The sequence below is a fragment of the Streptacidiphilus sp. EB129 genome, from assembly GCF_041262645.1.
GTDB lineage: Bacteria > Actinomycetota > Actinomycetes > Streptomycetales > Streptomycetaceae > Streptacidiphilus.
Window position 1 is genome coordinate 128,873 of record NZ_JBGCCS010000001.1, and the last position, 18,622, is coordinate 147,494.

General features: G+C 71.6%; 14 protein-coding genes. 9 read left to right on the forward strand and 5 right to left on the reverse strand.

All coding sequences use genetic code 11. The features are described from left to right. Positions 1–163: 163 nt before the first annotated feature. The 3 genes from fxlM to ABH925_RS00680 all read left to right on the forward strand — a co-directional run bounded on the left by fxlM (position 164) and on the right by ABH925_RS00680 (position 2,952). On the forward strand, positions 164–1,372 hold the full coding sequence (fxlM, locus tag ABH925_RS00670) for a methyltransferase, FxLD system (protein ID WP_370144530.1): 1,209 nt from the start codon (positions 164–166) through the stop codon (positions 1,370–1,372). Between the two features lie 62 nt (positions 1,373–1,434). Continuing rightward, positions 1,435–2,175, forward strand: a complete 741-nt coding sequence (locus ABH925_RS00675; protein ID WP_370144531.1) for a rhomboid-like protein — start codon at positions 1,435–1,437, stop codon at positions 2,173–2,175. A 234-nt stretch (positions 2,176–2,409) separates the two neighbouring features. Next, positions 2,410–2,952 (forward strand): hypothetical protein, encoded by a 543-nt coding sequence (locus ABH925_RS00680; protein ID WP_370144532.1) that lies wholly within the window; start codon positions 2,410–2,412, stop codon positions 2,950–2,952. 215 nt (positions 2,953–3,167) lie between these two features. On the opposite strand, the gene ABH925_RS00685 is transcribed toward ABH925_RS00680, so the two are convergent. Then, positions 3,168–3,410: a hypothetical protein gene (locus ABH925_RS00685; protein ID WP_370144533.1), complete on the reverse strand. Its 243-nt coding sequence runs from the start codon at positions 3,408–3,410 to the stop codon at positions 3,168–3,170. A gap of 195 nt (positions 3,411–3,605) precedes the next feature. Between ABH925_RS00685 and ABH925_RS00690 the strand changes: the two genes are divergently transcribed. The 5 genes from ABH925_RS00690 to ABH925_RS00710 all read left to right on the forward strand — a co-directional run bounded on the left by ABH925_RS00690 (position 3,606) and on the right by ABH925_RS00710 (position 12,748). Continuing rightward, complete coding sequence (locus tag ABH925_RS00690; RefSeq protein WP_370144534.1) at positions 3,606–5,786, forward strand: RICIN domain-containing protein; 2,181 nt, start codon at positions 3,606–3,608, stop codon at positions 5,784–5,786. 233 nt (positions 5,787–6,019) lie between these two features. Next, entirely contained in the window at positions 6,020–8,320 is a 2,301-nt protein-coding gene (locus tag ABH925_RS00695) for an MMPL family transporter (RefSeq protein WP_370144536.1), read from the forward strand. 271 nt (positions 8,321–8,591) lie between these two features. Next, entirely contained in the window at positions 8,592–9,962 is a 1,371-nt protein-coding gene (locus ABH925_RS00700; RefSeq protein WP_370144537.1) for a S8 family serine peptidase, read from the forward strand. 294 nt (positions 9,963–10,256) lie between these two features. Beyond that, a complete protein-coding gene (locus tag ABH925_RS00705) occupies positions 10,257–11,063 on the forward strand; it encodes a VOC family protein (protein WP_370144538.1) in 807 nt (268 codons plus the stop codon). 167 nt (positions 11,064–11,230) lie between these two features. Continuing rightward, on the forward strand, positions 11,231–12,748 hold the full coding sequence (locus ABH925_RS00710; RefSeq protein WP_370144539.1) for a polysaccharide biosynthesis C-terminal domain-containing protein: 1,518 nt from the start codon (positions 11,231–11,233) through the stop codon (positions 12,746–12,748). Between the two features lie 73 nt (positions 12,749–12,821). On the opposite strand, the gene ABH925_RS00715 is transcribed toward ABH925_RS00710, so the two are convergent. The 4 genes from ABH925_RS00715 to ABH925_RS00730 all read right to left on the reverse strand — a co-directional run bounded on the left by ABH925_RS00715 (position 12,822) and on the right by ABH925_RS00730 (position 17,749). After that, on the reverse strand, positions 12,822–14,306 hold the full coding sequence (locus ABH925_RS00715; RefSeq protein ID WP_370144540.1) for an O-antigen ligase family protein: 1,485 nt from the start codon (positions 14,304–14,306) through the stop codon (positions 12,822–12,824). Between the two features lie 22 nt (positions 14,307–14,328). Continuing rightward, positions 14,329–15,822: a polysaccharide biosynthesis tyrosine autokinase gene (locus tag ABH925_RS00720; RefSeq protein WP_370144541.1), complete on the reverse strand. Its 1,494-nt coding sequence runs from the start codon at positions 15,820–15,822 to the stop codon at positions 14,329–14,331. 161 nt (positions 15,823–15,983) lie between these two features. Next, the gene (locus ABH925_RS00725) at positions 15,984–16,949 is read right to left on the reverse strand and encodes an alkaline phosphatase family protein (protein ID WP_370144542.1); all 966 of its coding nucleotides are present in this window, start codon (positions 16,947–16,949) and stop codon (positions 15,984–15,986) included. Between the two features lie 119 nt (positions 16,950–17,068). Further along, positions 17,069–17,749, reverse strand: coding sequence for a LuxR C-terminal-related transcriptional regulator (locus ABH925_RS00730; RefSeq protein WP_370144544.1), 681 nt, complete (start codon positions 17,747–17,749; stop codon positions 17,069–17,071). A gap of 160 nt (positions 17,750–17,909) precedes the next feature. Between ABH925_RS00730 and ABH925_RS00735 the strand changes: the two genes are divergently transcribed. Next, a complete protein-coding gene (locus ABH925_RS00735; RefSeq protein ID WP_370144545.1) occupies positions 17,910–18,563 on the forward strand; it encodes a LuxR C-terminal-related transcriptional regulator in 654 nt (217 codons plus the stop codon). Positions 18,564–18,622 lie beyond the last annotated feature (59 nt).

An 18,622-nucleotide genomic window follows, 5' to 3' on the forward strand; every position in this document is an offset into this window, starting at 1 on the left:
GGGGACCTCCTGGCGTGCATGACCCGACAGACGAGGCCACAATTCCGCTATGCGAAATAAATATTTCGCTCGAAGGAAAAGGTAGGAGTCCCAGGGGTTCGCGTCAACAGAGTGTTGAACTTCTTGAAGGAGTCTTGACGGTCTCACCGGGAAGGATCACGGTATGAGCGACTCAGAGACGGTCCGCGCGGCCGAGCTCCGCGACGACCTCACCGACCTGCTGGTCGCCGCCGGATCGATCCGGTCCGAGGCGGTCGAGGCCGCCTTCCGCACCGTGCCGCGGCACCGCTTCGCGCCGGAGGTGTCGCTGCGTACGGCCTACGCCAACGAGGTCGTGGTCACCAAGCGGGACTCGCGCGGCGTGGTCACCAGCTCGCTGTCGCAGCCCGGCATCCAGGCCGTGATGCTGGAGCAGGCGGACATCCGGCCGGGTATGCGGGTGCTGGAGATCGGCTCCAACGGGCCGAACGCCGCGCTGATCGACGAGCTGGTCGGCCCGCGCGGCCGGATCACCACGCTGGACATCGACCCGCAGGTGGCCGAGCGGGCCCGGCGGCTGCTGGACGACGCCGGCTACGGCCGGATCGCCGTGGTACTGGCGGACGGCGAGGACGGCTGGGCCGAGCACGCGCCGTTCGACCGCATCGTCGTCACCGTCGGAGCCTGGGACATCCCGCCCGCCTGGGCGGCGCAACTCGCCCCGGAGGGACGGCTGGTGGTCCCGCTGCGGTTCCGCGGGCTGACCCGCTCGCTGGCCTTCGAACCGGCGGGCGACTGCCTGGTCAGCCGCTCGTCGGTGATGTGCGGCTTCGTCGCGATGCAGGGGGCCGGTGAGCACCGGGACCACCCGGTGCTGCTGCGCGGGCGCGGGGTCCTCCTGGAGCTGGACGAGGAGGGGGCACTGCTGGACACCGAGCGGCTGTCCCGGGCCCTGGACTCGGTCCGGACCGAGGTCTGGTCGGGTGTCGCCGTCTCCCGGATGGAGCCTTTCGACTCCCTGTCGCTCTGGCTGGCCGGCGTGCTGCCGGGTTCCTGCCAGCTCTCGGTGCGCCGGGCCGCGCACGCGGCTCGGGTGGATCCGGCGACCCCGAACTCCTGCCCGGCGACGGTCCAGCGGGGGTCGCTCGCCTACCTGGCGCTGCGCCGAGGCCACGGCGGCTGGGAGCTCGGCGCGCACGGCTACGGCCCTTCGGCGGACCGGCTCGCCGGGCTGATGGTTGAGCAGATCCGGGCCTGGGACCGCGACCACCGCTACGGCCCCGGCCCGCGGATCGCGGCCTACCCGGTGGGCACCGCCGACGACCGGCTGCCGCAGGGCCTGGTGATCGACAAGCGGCACATCCGGCTCTCCGTCAGCTGGCCCGACTCCTGAACCGGCAGCTTTTCGGGGGCCGGGGGTCTCGGGGACCGGCAGTCTCGGGGACAATGATCGCCATGGGAATCGACAGCCGGCTGCGCCGGGTGACCGGCTATCCGCGCCGGAACCCCGCGACCTTCGGCTACCTGGTGCTGCTGGCGCTGGACGCGGTGCTGGTCGACCATGTGCTCCCGGCCGCTTCGGCGGACCGGCTGCTGCTGGGCATCAGCACCAACCTGGACAACATGCGGCAGCACCCGCTCCGCAGCCTGCTGGGCAGCATGCTGGTGGTCGACGGTGGCGGGCCGTTGAACTTCCTGCTGGTGGTCGTGGTCGGCCTGGTGGTCTGCCTGGCCCTGCTGGAGCGCCGGTTCGGGACGCGCAGGGCCGTCGCCGTCGTCCTGCTCGCGCATGTCGGCGCCACCCTCACCACCACGGCCGTGATCGCGGTGGCCACCGGCGACGGTGCCTACCCGGCCTGGACCCCGCACGCGCTGGACTACGGCGTCAGCTATGTGTCGATCGCCGCCGTGGCCGCGGTCACCCCGCTGCTGCCGCGCCGGCTGCGGCCGTGGTGGGCGGCGGCCGTCCTGCTCTACCCGCTGGTGGACGCCGACTGGTACGGGGCACTGCCGGACTTCACCTCGATCGGGCACTGCACGGCGGCACTGATCGGCCTGGCGGCCACGAAGTGGACGGCCGGACGAGCCGCCGGGCGGGTGACCGGGGAGGCGACCGGGCGTGCGACGGGGGATGTCACCGGGACGGCGGGGACCGCTCCGGACAGTGACGACGTCACTGTTTCTCCCCATGAATGACACACCGCGCGTCTGTTCGATCATGTTCTGGTCACCGTAGGGTGCGAAAGGCACACCCCCACCGGCGGCACGACCGCAACCTGCACGGAAGACCGCATGAACTTCTGCTCAACCTGCAGGCGCCATCTCAACGGTGCCCTTTCCTGCCCCGGCTGCGGGCGGCCCGCAGAAATGCCGGCCCCCGCGGCGGCGTGGCCGGGCCAGCCGCCGCGCCCGCCCCTCGAACCGACGGCCGTGCTTCCCGCCGTGCGGTCGACCGGGCTGCCCGCGACACCGGCCACCGACCTCGGTCCGCGCCGGGCGGCGGCCCGGCGACGAGGGCGCAAGCGTGCCGCCCGGGGACGGTCGCTGCTGTTCGCCGCGACCGGGCTGGTCGTGGTCGGCGGGGTGAGCGCGCTGCTGATCGGCTCGGCGCAGACCCCCGCCACCGGGGCATCGGCCGCGCCGGCGCAGGGGACGGCCACGGCCGACCCCGGCGCCGGCCCGTCGGCGGACGTCACCACGGGCGCGGCGGCGCCGGTTCAGCCGGTGACGCACAGTCACCGAGCGACCGCGAAGCCGTCCGCGTCCGCCTCGCAGTCCGCGCACCCGAGCACCTCGCCGTCGGCGTCCGCAGGCTCCGCCACGGTGGAGCCCCGGGGGGCCACGGCGTCCCCGGGGGCGTCCTCGGGGGCGTCCGCCCCGGGCGCTCCGGGCTCCGGATCGCCGTCGGCCGCCCCCTCGGCCACGCACTCGCCCGGCTGCACCTCGCACTTCCTGTTCTGGTGCACCGGCTGACCGGCTGACCGGCTGACCGGCTGACCGGGTGACCGGCCGTCAGGGCCGGGCGCGCGAGCTGATGTCCGCGGCGACTCGTCGGTCATCGCCGGGGTGACGGTCGGTCGGCACTGCTCCAGCGCGGCCGGGTAGTCCGCCGTACCGGCCCCGGGCGGGTCCTGAGCCGTCGGGCCCCGAACCGTCGAGCCCCGAACCCGGTCACCGGGCGGGGCCGGTCACACCCAGACGTCCCGGCCGCCGCCGTGCCATCCCACCAGTTCCTCGTCGTCCAGGTCGGCGTCCGGGACGCCCGCGCGGCGCAGGAACTCGACGACATCCTCGGCGCAGTAGGCGACGCCGACCTCACGCCCGTAGATCTCGACGCGACGGAACGGCGTCGCCGCCGCGGTGACCGGCTGGACGATCACCGGGGGGTGGAACGGGTCCTCGAAATCCGGCCCCGTGGGTTGGATGTCCATGCCTCCATCGTCGGCGAGGTGGCAGCTCAATGCCAACGCGCCGGGCCGTGTCCATGTGCGGGATGTGAACCAGTCATGAAAGAGCCCTTGACATGTCTTGAGCCGACCACTGTGATGTGGTGCGCAAAGTTGTTTTCTGTCTGAACCTGTTGGTTCTGCTCATGGCTTCGCCCATCCCCACCCGGAGGCACCCCCTTGCGTAGATCAGCCCTACTCGCCGCGCTGGCTGTCGCCCTGACTGCCGCTCAGATGACCTCACTCGGCGCCGCCCCGGCCCAGGCCCAGGCCAACGGAGCCGCGCTGACCCCACCCATGGGGTGGAGTAGTTGGAGCTTTCTGAGGAAGAATCCAACAGAAGCCAATATCGAGGCACAGGCCAAGGCCATGGCGGACAGCGGGCTGGTCTCCCACGGCTACCGCAACGTGAACATCGACGACTTCTGGTACCTCAACCCGGCCAGCACCGTCGACGCCTACGGTCACTGGGCCACCGACCCGTCCCGCTTCCCGGACGGCATGGGCGCGGTGGGCGGCTACGTGCACGCGCTGGGTGAGAAGTTCGGGATGTACCTGACGCCGGGCATCCCGGTCGCCGCCTACAACCAGAACACCCCCATCCAGGGCACGTCCTTCCACGCCCGGGACATCGTCTCCAACACCAGCAGCTACGAGACCAACTACAACTTCGGCAACGGCTCGATGTACTACATCGACTACGCCAAGAACCCCGCCGCCGCCCAGGCCTACCTCAACTCCTGGGCCGACCAGCTGGCCTCCTACGGCATCGACTACCTCAAGATCGACGGGGTGGGCGACTGGGACACCGCCGACATCGAGCACTGGTCGCAGGCGCTGAACCAGACCGGCCGCACCATCAGCCTGGAGCTGTCCAACTCCCTGGACGTCAACAACGCCCCGACCTGGAAGCAGTACGCCAACGGCTGGCGGATCGACGGCGACGTCGAGTGCTACTGCAGCGCCTCCTCCTACCCGCTCACCGACTGGACCAACGTCGCCTACCGCTTCGGCGACGTCCCGCAGTGGACCAAGTACGCCGGCACCGGCGGCTGGAACGACCTGGACTCGCTGGAGGTCGGCAACGGCTCCAACGACGGCCTCACTCCGGACGAGCGGCAGAGCCAGCTCACCCTGTGGGCCATCTCCGGCGCGCCGCTGCTGCTCGGCACCGACCTCACCAACCTCGACAGCGGCGACCTGTCGCTGCTCACCAACGACGAGGTGATCGCCGTCGACCAGGCCGGCCACCCGGCCCGCCCGGTGGACCGGCTCACCCAGCAGCAGGTCTGGTCCGCGCCCAACGGCGACGGCAGCTACACCGTCGCGCTGTTCAACCTCACCGGCTCCAGCGCCCCGGTCACCGCGCGCTGGTCCGACATCGGCTTCAGCGGCTCGGCCACCTTGCACGACCTGTGGAACCACACCGACCTGGGCAGCGCCACCGGCAGCTTCACCGCCACCATCAACCCGCACGGGGTCCGGCTGCTCCGGGTCACCCCCACGGCCGGCTCCGCCGCCACCGCGCTGCACTACAACCTCGTCAACGTCGCCACCGGGAAGTACCTGGACGTCAGCGGCGGCTCCGGCGCCGACGGCGCCGGGATCGTGGAGCAGTCCGCGAACGGCGCCGCGGACCAGCAGTGGCAGCTGCTCCCGACGGGTGACGGGCACTACAAGCTGAACAACGTGGCCAGCGGCAAGCTGGTGGACGTTCCCGGCGGCTCGACCACCCAGGGCACCGCGCTGATCCAGTACCACGACGACAACTCGGCCGGTTCGCAGTGGGCGGTCACCCCCACCGGCAGCGGCTCCTACACGCTGACCGCCCGCTCGGACGGCCAGAACGCGGACCTCTCCGGCGACACCGTGGTGCAGCAGGCGGCCGGAAGCGGGGCGAGCCAGCAGTGGAAGCTGGTCCCGGTGCCGACCCCGGGCGCCCAGTACAAGCTGGTGAACGGCGCCAGCGGGGGCCGGATGGACGTCGGCCAGGACTCCACCTCCGACGGCGCGGGCATCCTGGAGTGGCAGGACAACGGGCAGTCGGACCAGCTCTGGACCTTCAACGCGCAGGGCGGCGGCGTCTACACCATCGCCAACGTGAACAGCGGCAAGCTGCTGAACATCCCGGGCCCGACCACCTGGCAGGGCACCCAGCTGATCCAGTACCACGACGACGGCAACTCCAACTCGCGCTGGACCCTGGTCGACGCCGGGCCCAACCAGGTGCAGCTCAAGAGCGTGTACGACGGCCAGCTGATCGACCTCGACAACAGCTCGCTCTACGACGGCGGCACGGTGCTGCAGTGGCCCGCCGACGGCGGCGCCAACCAGCTCTGGTCCCTCGTCCCCCCGAAGTAGGGGGCTCCGCAGTAACTGAGAGTACTGAGAGCGGGGACCGTCCGGCGGAGGGTGCTTCGGCGCCGTCCGCCGGACGAACGGCCGGTGGGAGGGGATTGATAAGCCGGAGATAGGGGTTAAATGGATCATCACGGCTTCTTACCGTGAAATAGGCCATAGATCACTAAACTTCCCATACGGCAACTTCTGGGCGAAGGTTTCATCAGTCCTTCTCCCGGAAGCAAGGTCTCCGTATGTACGCACCCTCCCCCCGCTGCGGCGGTCCGTTCGCGGCGATGGGTCGGTTCTGCTACCGCCACCGGCGCTGGGTGCTCGCTCTGTGGGCGGTGCTCCTGGTCGGGGGACTTCTCTTCGGCACCAAGGTCTTCGACGCCGCCGCCCCCTCGGCCGCGGCCGCGGGATCGGAGTCGGCGACCGGGAGTGCGCTGCTGGCGGCGTCCAACGCCTCCGACCACACCCTCACCGCACTGGTGGACGGCCGGTCGGTGGACGACCCCGCCGTCAAGGCCGCGGTCACCGCGGCCGCCGCCGACCTGACCCGGATCCCCGGGGTCAGCGCCGTCAGCGACGCCTACCAGACCACCTACCCGGCCGCCGTGTCCCAGAGCGCCGCGTCCCAGGCCGGCGCTCACCAGACCGCCGCTCACCAGACCGGGGGTACGGACCCGGCCGCGCTGCGTTCCAGCGACGGCAGCGCGAGCCTGGTCCAGGTGCAGCTGGCCGACGGCCAGGCGGGGAAGAGGGCGCTCGCCGCCGCGTCCCAGCGGCTTGCCGCGATCCCGCACGCGGCGCCGGGCACCACCGTGAAGCTCGGCGGACAGCAGGTGCTGGACAGCCAGGTGCAGCAGCAGACCAAGCACGACACCGAACTCGGCGAGTTCGTCACCCTGCCGCTGACGCTGCTGGTGATGGTGCTGATCTTCGGCGGCTTCCTGGCCGCGGGGCTGCCGCTGATCGGGGCCATCGGCTCGATCGCCGGGGCGCTGCTGGCCCTGCTCGGCTTCAGCCGGATCATGCCGATGGACACCAGCGTGCTGCCCATCGCCACCATCCTCGGGCTCGGCCTCTCCATCGACTACGCGCTGCTCATGGTGAACCGCTTCCGGGAGGAGCGCAGCCGAGGCGCCGACGTCCCCGCCGCGGTGGAACGCACCGCCGCCACAGCCGGGCGGACCATCGCCTTCTCCGCGCTGACCGTCGCGGCCGCGCTCTCCGGCTTGTTCGTCTTCGTCAGCCCGATCTTCCGGGCGGTGGCGGCGGCCGGGGTGAGCGTGGTGGTGATCACCGTGCTCTCCGGCCTGACCCTGATCCCGGCCCTGCTGGGTTTCGTCGGCGGCCGGATCAAGGCCCCGGCGACCCCGGTCGCCGACGACGGCGTGTTCGCCCGTACGGTGCGCCGGGTGCAGAAGCGTCCGCTGCCGGTGGCGCTGGGCGTCGGCGCGGTACTGCTGGCCCTGGCGGCCCCGTTCTTCACCGCGCACGCGCAGAGCGCCGGCGCCGACGTGCTGCCGAAGTCCTTCAGCAGCCGGGCCGTCGCGGACGCGCTGGCCACCCGCTTCCCCGAGCAGCGACAGCCCGCAGTCACCGTCGCGGTGCAGGGCACCCAGGCGCAGGCCGCCGCCTACGCCGTGCAGATCCGCTCGCTGCCCGGCGTCGCCGCCGCGACGGCGGAGCCGGGCGACGGTCTGGTCAGCGTCGCGGTGGACGTCAACGGCAGCGCCCAGGGGGCGACGGCGCAGCACGTGGTGGACGAGCTGCGCGCCGACCGGGGCGGGCTCACCACCTGGGTCACCGGCGACGCCGCGACCGTGGTGGACTTCAAGCACGAGGTCGCCACGCGCGGCCCGTGGGCGCTGGGGCTGGTCGCGGCGGTCACCTTCCTGCTGCTGTTCCTGATGACCGGGTCGGTGCTGGTGCCGCTCAAGGCGCTGGTGATGAATCTGCTCTCGCTGGGCGCCTCGCTCGGGGTGATGACGCTGGTCTTCCAGGACGGCTGGTTCAGCGGGCTGCTGGGATTCACCCCCACCGGCGGCCTGGAGGCCTGGATCCCGGTCCTGGTGTTCGCCTTCGCCTTCGGCCTGTCCATGGACTACGAGGTGTTCCTGCTCTCCCGGATCAAGGAACTGCACGAACTGGGCTACACCTGCCGTTCGGCGGTCGAGCTCGGCGTGCAACGCAGCGGGCGGATCATCACCTCGGCCGGCCTGCTGATGGTGGTGGTGTTCGCGGGCTTCTCGACCGGCAGCATGCTCGACATCAAGGAGATCGGCCTGGCCCTGGCCGTGGCCATCCTGGTCGACGCGACGCTGGTGCGCATGCTGCTGGTGCCGGCCACCATGACGCTGTTCGGGAAGCTCAACTGGTGGGCCCCCGGGTGGCTGCACCGCCTGCACGCGCGCATCGGCCTGCGCGAGCACCAGACCCTTCCGGCCCTGGGCGCTCTGGTCCTGCCCCGGCAGCTGACCCGGATCGCGGCGGGCGCGGCGGGCGCCGCCGCGACGGCGGCCAGGGCGGCGGCCCCGGCCCGCCAGTAGGCCGCCCGGCGGCGGGCGGCGGGGCGGTGGCGGGCAGCTGGGGTCGGCTGCGGTCGGCGGGGGTGGGCGGTGCTCGGCGGCGGAAGCCAGCGGGACAATTACGGCCGCAGCAGGGCATACGGGTGATCGTGTGCCCCGCTCCGGCGTTGCGCCGAGACTCATCCGACCAGCGAATATCACGATTAGACGACTTTGCTGACGTGGACGTGCCACCAGCGGTGACATGGGACACCAACCGTCGAGGACGGGCCCTCCACAGTCAAGGAGTCCCATGCGACGCACTTCCGCCGTAGCGCTCGCCGCCGGAGTCACCGCTCTGGCCCTGGGCACGGCAGCCGTTCCCGCCACCACCGCAGTGGCGGGTGCCAAGGCCGGCAACAGCAGCGCCGGACACATCGGGGCGGCCATCCGTCCCGCGTCCGCCGGCTTCTTCAAGCTGGCCCGCACCGCCGCCGCACCGATCCCCACCAGCCAGTGCGTGACGCAGATCGGCATCCACTGCTACTCGCCCGTGCAGTACCGGAACGCGTACAACCTCAACCCGCTCTACGCCCGGGGCATCACCGGCAAGGGCCGCACCATCGTGATCGTCGACTCCTACGGGTCGCCCACCATCCAGAACGACCTGCAGGTGTTCGACAAGCAGTGGGGGTTCCCCGACACCAAGGTCGACGTGGTGAAGTGGGGCAACGTACCGGTGTTTGACCCGGGCAACGCCGACATGTCGGGCTGGGCCGGGGAGACCACGCTGGACGTGGAGTACGCGCACTCCATCGCCCCGGACGCGAAGATCGTCCTGGTCGAGACCGCGGTCTCGGAGACCGAGGGCACCACCGGGTTCCCGGAGATGATGAACGCCGAGAAGTCGATGATCGACTCCGGGGTCGGCGACGTCATCTCGCAGAGCTTCGGCGCCACCGAGAACACCTTCCCGGGCTTCGCGCAGGGCGACTACTCCTCGCTCACCAACCTGCGCTACGCCTTCCAGGACGCCCTGAAGCACGGGGTCACCGTCCTCGGCGCCTCCGGCGACAACGGTGCGACCGACTCGGCGCTGGACGGCTCGCTGTTCCCGTACAAGGTCGACTCCTGGCCGTCCTCCGACCCGCTGGTGACCTCCGTCGGCGGCAGCCAGCTGCTGCTCGACGACCAGGGCAACCGGCTGGCGCCCGACACCACCTGGAACGACGGCTACGGCGCGGGCGGCGGCGGGGTCTCCGCCGTGTTCTCCCGTCCCTGGTACCAGACCGGGGTGAAGGGAGTGGTCGGGACCCATCGCGGTACCCCCGACATCAGCATGAGCGCGGCGGTCGACGGTGCGGCCTGGACGTACGCGTCCTACGACCCCAACGCGACCGGCTGGGGCCTGGTCGGCGGCACCAGCGAGGCCACGCCGATCTTCTCCGGCGTCGTCGCGCTCGCCGCCCAGATGGCCGGACACCGCCTCGGCCTGATCAACCCGGCCCTGTACGGGCTGTCCTACCTGCCCCCGAAGATCAGCGGTGAGGTGGACATCACCACCGGCAACAACTCCTTCGGCGGGGTCACCGGCTACACCGCCGGCCCCGGCTACGACCTGGCCTCCGGCCTCGGCACCGTCGACGGCACCGCGTTCGTCAAGGCGCTCGCCACGGTGGGCTGACCCCGCATCAGGTCGGCACAGCAGGCCTGCGCATCGGGTCAGCACGCCAGATCGGCACCGCAGATCGGCACCGCAGATCGTTAGCGCAACGGGCCCCGTACTCCCGCCCGGGAGTGCGGGGCTCCGCCGTGTCCTGGCCGCCGCTGCCGCCGCGGGCGACTCCCGGCACGCGGCCGGCCGGGGTCCGGGGGCGGCGATTCCGCCGAACCGCCGCCCCGGCAGTGCCGGGTGTATCGTCGCAAGGGCGGACATGGGGTGATTTGTCCTACGGCCTGGAGGACGCGGGAGATCACAATGAGCGAACTGCGCACCGCACGGTCCCCCCGTGTGCCGTGCCTCCCCGGGACGCCCAGCTGGATCAGCCTGCTGGCGCAGGACTCGGAGCTGGCGCAGGACTTCTACGGTCCGCTGCTCGGCTGGTCGTTCGAGGCAGGCCCGGAACAGCCCGGGGAGTACGTCTACGCGAGCGTGGACGGGATCAGGGTGGCTGGGATCGGCTCCCTGGCGGACACCGGTGCCCGCTACGCCTCGACCTGGACCACCTTCTTCGGGGTCAGGGACGTGGACGCCGCCGCCCGCCGGGTCCGGGAGCGGATGGGCACGGTCGGGGTGGGCCCGATGGACATCCACGGCGGGCGGATAGCCCTGGCCGTGGACCCGTCCGGCGCGGTCTTCGGCCTCTGGCAGGGACGGATCGGCTCCGCCCGCAGGCTGCCCATGCCGGGCGCGCCGACCTGGATCGAGCTCTCCACCGACGCCTTCGCGGCGGCGCTGTTCTACGGCGACGTGCTGGACTGGGCCGCGCAGGACCCCGCGCACCTGGACGTGTCCTGGGAGAACGAACGGGTGGTGCTGCGGATCGAGGGCCACAAGTTCGCCGCGCTGCGGACCGCCCCGCGCGAGGCCGGGCCGATGCCGGAACGCCCGCACTGGCACGTCTCGTTCGGGGTCACCGACATCCAGCAGGCCACCCTGCACGCGCTCCGGCTGGGCGCCACCCTCGTCGAACCCCCGACGACCACCCCCTACGGCGAGACCGCCTCCCTCCAGGACCCCGACGGCGCCCCCTTCTCCCTCACCGTCCAACTCGTCGAGAACTGACCGCCGTTCCCTGCTGCCGAGCCGCTGTGTCCTGCTGCGGGATCGGGCCCGCTCCGCAGGAGCGGCATCCGGCGGCAGGACGACTTCAGGTACGCCATCTGAGGATCACCCCCCGACCAGTCGCGGCCCACGAGGTACGTTGCCAGTACAGGCTGGAGGGCAGGGCATTGACAATCCTCGATCGCCCCCGTGCTCGATTCGCCTCACTGGGCCGACTGGTCGGCGGCACAGGGACGGATCTCTTCGCCGGAGTGGGCTACAGCGCGATCGCCCAGGCCGCGCCCCTGGTCGTCAACGTCGCGCTCACGCCCTATCTGATCCGTCACCTCGGACTGGACCGCTTCGGCGTCTGGTCGCTGATCCTGGTCCTGCTCTTCACTCTCACCTCCCTGGACGGCGGCGTCAGCGCCTCGCTGGCGCGCTTCTACGCGTTCCACCAGGCACACGGCGACCGGGCCGGGACCGGGCGCCTGGTTGTGGGGTCGCTGGCACTGTTCGCCGCACTCGGCCTGCTCCTCAGCGGCCTGTGCGTACTGCTGGCGCCCTCCGCCTTCCTGCTGCACATCTCGCCGCAACTGCGGGGCGAGACCGTTGAGGTACTGCGCTTCCTGGGACCGCTGGTCACCCTCGCGCTGGTCACCAACTCGGCCACCTCGCTGCTGCAGGCCAACGCCCGGTTCCGGGGCCTGGCAGGTGTCACGCTCTGCTCCTGCGCCGTCTACGCGGCGGGCGTGGTGCTGGTCATCGGGCACGGCGGGTCGCTGACCGCGCTGGCCGCCGTCACCGCCCTCCGGTTCGTGGTCCTGTTGGTCGGCGGGTTCGTGCTGGGGGCGCGGCACGTCGTCATCCGTCGTCCGCTGCTGCCGCCCTCGCGCGAGCGCCGCGATTTCGGCGGCTACGCCCTTCGGATGCAGGTCTCCGGCCTGACCGTGTTCCTCAACGGCGAGATCGACGCCTTCGTGATCGCCGCGCTTCTGCCGATCCGCTACGTCGGGATCTATGCCGCCGGACTCCAGGCGGCGTCCGCGGTGCGCAGCCTCCCGCTCTACGCCTTCCCTCCGATCCTCACCCGCATGACCACCGGCTTCGCCCAGCACGGCTTGCCAGGCGCGGTACGGGAGTTCCACCTGCTGCAGCCCCGCTGGCTGGGGGCCGTGCTCGCCTACGGAGCGGTTTCGACCGCCGCCGTGATCTTCGCCGTGCCCGTGTGGCTGGGCCCGGGGCTGCGGCTGAGCGGGGTGGTGGCGGCCACACTGCTGGTGGGGTACACCGTGCACGTCGCGCTCACCGGGATGCGGACCTGCCTGGTCAGGGCCATTGGGCGACCCGGCCTGGAGACCCGCTACTCCTGGCTCGCGACGGTGGTCAATTCCGCGTTGACCGTGCCGCTGGCGCTGATGTTCGGGGTGGTCGGGGTGGTCGCCGCCACCGCCATCGGTCTGGTGGCTGGATCGCTGTATTTCGTGGTGCTCTGCGGCCGTGTCGCCGAACTCCACCGGCAACGCATCCCCCTGCGATGGATCCTGGCGATCGCGCTCGCGGTGCTGGTGGCTGTCGCGGGCGAACTGCTCGTCGCGGGCACCGGGTGGCACGGCATGGCGCCGCTCACGTTGGCCGGCCTTCCGGTGGTAGCCGGCCTCGTCGTAGCCGCGATCGTCGCGGTGCCGCGGCGAGATTCTCGGTGATTGCGGGGAGATGTCGCCGCGGGTGACAAGCTGTGGGCGACAGGCCGCGGGTGACAAGGCAAGTGGCGGCGGATCAGGGACGAACCCTGTGCCCAGGCGCGCTGACCGGCGTGGGACGAGGCTCTCCGCCCGTCGGAGTCCACGGTGGAATCGTTGACCGGCCGACCGGTGGGGCAGTGAGGGCATGGGCCCCAGACAGCCACTGGCGCCTCCTCCGGTCCGTCGGCCCGGTGCCGGCGCGCCCCGCACTGCCGCGCGCCGTCACCGGGATCAGTGTGGCGGCAACCAGGGTGAAGCTGAGCCAGTCGTTGATGCCGAAGGACCACGGTCGCTCCAGGCTCCCGGTGACCAGCACCGGGATGATGACGCAGGACGCGACCGCGAGGCCGGAGCTGCCGCCGCGCAGCAGCAGGTAGCCGAGCAGCGCGAGGAAGCCGGCGAGGCCGATGATCCCGCCCGCGTAGAGGACGTCGAGCCACTGGTTGTGCAGCGAGTAGGTGAGCGCCACCGGGATCTGCCCGACCTGGTAGAGGTCGGCCCAGGCCTTGGCTCCGAACCCGATGATCGGCGAGGATTGCAACTGTCCCCTGGCGAGGCTCCAGTAGGCCTCCCGCTGCGACAGCGCGTCGGGGCCGAGGTTCAGGAACGGCAGGACCACACTGGTGCCGGCCGCCACGGCGATGCCTCCCAGCGCCAGCCAACTCCTCCCCGTCGAGCCGGATCTCGCGTCGGCGTCGTCCCCGCTCCTCGGCTCGCGCAGGCGGGGGGCGAGGAGGAGCAGGAACAACAGCGCGGCGACGGCGGTCGCGGTGGCCTGTCGACTGCCGGTCACGAGCACGACAGCGCCCACGTAGAACGCGAGGACCACCCGGACCGGGCCGCGCAGCGCGATCCAGATGAACGGGATGGAGAGTGCCAGCGCCAGCCCGAAGGTGTTCTCGTTGGGGAACACGCCGGTGTAGAGGACCCCGAAGACACTGCACTTGTCGGATCGGCAGTCGCGGAACACGGCGTTGGCGTTGATCAGCGCGCGTACCCCACCCATGAACGTCAGCAGCAGTCCGGTCGCGGCCGCGCCGAGGAAGGCGGAGCGACCCGGTCGGGCGACAGCGGCGGCCAGGAGTACGGCCAGCAGCACGACCTGCCTGCTCACGAACATCTGATGGCCGTTCAGCGCGTCGGAGGTAGCGGTGACCAGACAGATTCCGGCGGCGATCAGCGGGGCGACGTTGATCCGCACCCTGCCGCTGAAGCACCTCAGCGCGAAGAAGAGCACGCTTCCGGCGAGCAGCGCGGCGTTGCCGGCCTGGTCCAACCGGTAGGCGCCGGCTGACAGCCCTACTTCGACATTGCCGAAGGCGTTCGTCGTCACCGGCTGGGACGAGCCGAGGCTGGACACGATCGTGGGCAGACTCGCGACCACCCCGACGGCGAGGACGAACGTCGCGGTCAGGTCCCAGTCGCCGAACGCCAGTGCGTGGCGGGCCGCAGCCAGGATCGGGATCACGGCCAGCAGAGCGGTGATCCCGAGGACCAGTGCTATCGATTGCGGTGACATCGCTGCCTGACCTGGGCGGATGCTAGGTGCGGCGTTTGCCGGCGCGAGTGCTCGGGGGGTCGAGCGTCAGGACCGGCACGCCGTTCACCGTCGTCGACCGGGGTGGTCTGGGTCCGCCGTTCCGGTCAGCCTTCCAGGGGGTCGGACGCGGTCCGGAGCGTGCCGCGGTCCCGTCCGAGGCCGCACCGCGGCCGTGGCGGACATCGTCCGACCGCTCCCCGGCCGCCGTGGTGAGGACGACGCCCAGCATCCGGGCGTCGACCGCCGCCAGACTGTCCAGGGCACGCCGTGCCTGCGCGCGGGAGGTCCGACCGGCCCGCACGACCAGGCAGGCGTCGCCGGCCTCCGCGGCGAGCACGGCGGCGTCGGTGAACGGCAGCAGAGGCGGACTGTCCAGCAGCACCAGGTCCGCGCGCGTCTCCAGGGCGCGCAGCAGGTCGCCCAGGGCGGGCCTGGCGAGCAGTTCGGTGGGGTCGGCCGCGGTTCCGCCGCTGACCACGACCCGCAGCAGCCCGTCGCCCCAGTCCTGCACGGCGTCGTCGAGTTCGGCCGTTCCCAGCAGGACGTCGGTGAGCCCGACCGTTCCCGGCAGGCCGAGCAGTTCGGCCAGCCGTGGCCGGCGAAGATCAGCCTCGACCAGCACGACCCGGCGGCCGGCCTGTGCCAGGCTCAACGCCAAGTCGACGGCGGTCGTGGTTCTGCCCTCGCCGGGGAGCGCGCTGGTGACCACCAGCGACCGGGCCGGATCGCCGCCGCCGAGGTACCGGATGCTGGTGCAGAGCTGATCGACGGCCTCGGTCCGCGCCGACCGGGGCGTGTCCTCGGTCTGCGGCCTGCGTCGCGACGAGGAGTTGGCGGGCACGGCGCCGAGCGTCCTCAGGCCGAGTTCCTGGCGGACGTCGTCGCGGGTCTTGATCCGGGTGTCGAGCGCCGCACGCAGCAGCGCGCCGGTGATGCCGATGGCGAGGCCGGCCAGGGCCCCGATGCCGAGATAGAGCGCCGGCTGGGGGCTCGTCGGCGAGGTCGGCGCCGCGGACGGCCCGACCGCGCTGACCTTGACCAGCGGGACTCCGCTCGGCGATGCCGGCTCGATGCTCGACACGAACCTGGTGAACTGGGTAGCCGTCGCGTTGGCGATGGCCTGTGCCTGATGCGGCGAGGTGTCGGTCACCTTGATGTCGATCAGGACGGTGTCCAGCGGCGCGGTGGCGCTGATCTGTCCGGCGAGCTTCTCGGCCGTGGTGTGCAGACCCAGCGTGGAGATGACGCCGTTGATGACGGACGGACTGTCGATGATCTGGGTGTACGACTGGACCCGCTCCTGGGAGAACAGGCCGCCCTGGTAGGCGTTGGCGCTGTTCGTGTCGCTGGTGGCGACGAAGAGCTGGGCATGCGCGGTATAGGTCCGCGGTGTCAGGGCGATCGCCGCTCCGGCGACGCACAGACCGATCAGCAGGCTGGCGATGACGAACCTCCACCGCTCGCGTAGCACTCTGACGTAGTCGCGCAGGTCCATCGGACTCCTCCGTCCCGGCCGGGGCACGGTGACTACCGGATGCCTTCACCGTACGAAGCCGCGGTCGAGGCAGGATGCGCCAGCGGCGGGACTTCGGCTACGTCATTTGCGCGACAGCAACGGCGGACCGGCTCAGCGGACCCTCTGCGCCCCGCGGAAGGTCACGGAGGGGTGGGGCGGAAGGCGTCGACGACGGGGGTCACCGACGCGGCGTAACCGGCGTGGGGGAGCTGGAAGGCGTCCTCCAGGGTGCGCAGCAGGCGGTAGTGGTCGACGGTCTCGGCATACTGCCCGGGGCGGACCTGCTCGCCGATGAAGAGGGTGGGGATCTGGTTGGCCTGGCTCTGGTCGTCCTCGTCCCAGGTGACCACGAGCAGGCTGTTGTGGGTCTTCGCCCAGGTGGCGTAGCCGCCGAGGTTCTGGCGCAGCCAGCTGTCGCCCTGCTGGACCGATCCGTCGTGCATGTCGTGGTCGAGGTTGGGGACGACGAAGGACAGCGTCGGCAGCCGGGTGTAGTCGTGCGGGAACGCGGTCCAGGGCTGGTTCGCCGTGCCGGGCACGTCGGTGAAGTTCAGCCAGGGGTTGTGCTTGCGGGCGTACGCGCCGCTGTCGCAGCTGGTGGAGCCGGTGGCGGGCAGGTCCTCGGAGTAGCCGGCGAAGCTGAGCCCCGCACCGGTGAGTTCTGAGCCGAGGTCCGGTCCGGCGAAGGAGTGCGGGCAGGAGTCGTCGGTCACGCCCTGCGTCGAACCGGAGAACAGCGCCAGGTAGTTGGGCTCGCTGGGGTGGGTGACGGCGAACGAGTGGGTGAACGAAGCTCCCTGCCCGGCCAGCGAGTTGAGGTACGGCGCGGCCGCGGTGTTGCCGATGATGTCGGCGTAGGAGTGGTTCTCCTCGACGACCACCACCACATGGTCCGGCCGGGGCACCGCTGCTCCGCCGGTGGCCGCGACGGAGGTGCCGGGACGGGGGGTCGTCGGCCCGGCCGAGCTGCAGCCGCTGAGCAGAGCGGCGAGCCAAACCGCGGCGGCGGCCACGGCCGTGACACCGGCCGGCCGGTCGCGGCGGGCGCTGCGATCGCGGTGGTCGTGGTGGCGGGTCGGACCGGTGGCGGAGTGTGCGGAGATCATCGGCCCACTCTTGGGCTGTGTGCGCCCATGGTCAAGCTCCTCGGCCGGCGGGACCGTGCCGGACGCGGCTCCCCGCGCGGGCGTCACGGTGCGCGGGGGGATCACGACGGTCAGGGGGATCACGACGCGCGGCCGGGGTCGTCGAGGGGCTGGGCCAGACCGACCCGGTTGGCCAGGGCCACTGCGGCGACCGAGGAGTGCACGTCGAGTTTGATCATCAGGTTCTGCACATGGGTGCGCACGGTGTTGGTCGACAGGAAGAGCCGCCGCCCGATCTCCGGCCGGCTCAGCCCCAGGCAGAGCAGGCTCAGCACCTCGCGTTCGCGGCTGGTGAGGCCGGACAGCAACTCCGCGCCCTGCTCCTGGGTCTCCCGCAGGGTCAGCAGTTCGTCGAGGACCCGGGTCAGCAGCGGCGGCGGGATCCAGGTCTCCTCCCGCAGCACCCCGCCGATCACCATCACCAGGTGCCGCAGCGAGCTGTTCTTGGGCACCCATCCCCGGACCCCCGCGCGGACGGCCGCGCAGGCCAGATCGTCGCTGCCGCCGCCCTCGCTGAGGACGATCACCGGCACGTTGAGTTCGCGGACCCACGGGAGGCCCTCCTCGGGGAGGCCGTCCGCGTTCAGCAGGCCGATGTCGGCCACCACCACGTCGCCGTGCCCGGCCGCGACCAGACTGCGCGCCTCGGCCATTCCGGTGACGGCGCGGCTCGCCATCCCGCTGTGCTGCAGCCCCGTCGCGAGGACCTCGGCCACCGTACGGCGCCGGTCGGCCACCACGATGCTGATCGCGCCCGACATGCCTTCGAGGCTGTCACGGGGTGCGCGGGCCCGCCACTGGTGGCCGGGTCGGTTCCGGTCTGCTTCTCTGAAGGGGACGCAGCCGGAAAGGATGCAGCCGGGGAGGACGCAGCCCGGGAAGGGCACACCGGCAGCGTCCGCCCCGGAAGGAGGGCCCGTCGTGGAACTGATCGTGGCCGACGCGCACCGGCTGCTCGCGGACGCTCTGGCGCTGGCCCTGGTCGGCCGGGGCCACCAGGTCAAGGCCACCGCCACCTCCCGCAGCGGGCTGATGCGCGCGGTGCTCGCGCACCGTCCGGAGATCTGCGTCCTGGACCTGTACCTGGAGGACGGCCGGGCCGTCGACGTGATCGGGCTGATCCACCGCTACGAGCCGGAGGTCCGGATCCTGGCGCTCTCCCGGGACCCGGACCCGGTGCTGGTGGCGGCCGCCATGGAGGCCGGCGCGGCCGGCTACCTGAGCAAGGACCAGGGCATCGACGTGCTCGACGGCGCGCTCCGGCGAGTCGCGTCCGGCGAGCTGTTCATCGAACCGGTGCTGGCCCTGGAGACCATCCGGCACGCCAGAAGCCGGCGGAACGGCCCCAGCGAACCGTTCCGCTGGCTGACCCAGCGGGAACTGGAGGTGCTGCGGCGGCTCACCCAGGGCGACGGCACGACCGAGATCGCGCATGCGCTCAGCATGACCACCAACACCGCCCGCACCCACGTGCAGAGCGTCCTCGACAAGCTCGGCGTGCACTCGCGGCTGGAGGCCGTGGCGCTCGCCAACCGCCTCGGCGTGGAGCTGGCCTCCCCGCCGGTGCGCCGCTGAGACGCGATGGTGCCGCTTCACACGTTCACCCGTTCGGCGGGGCGCACCTTCACCCGTTC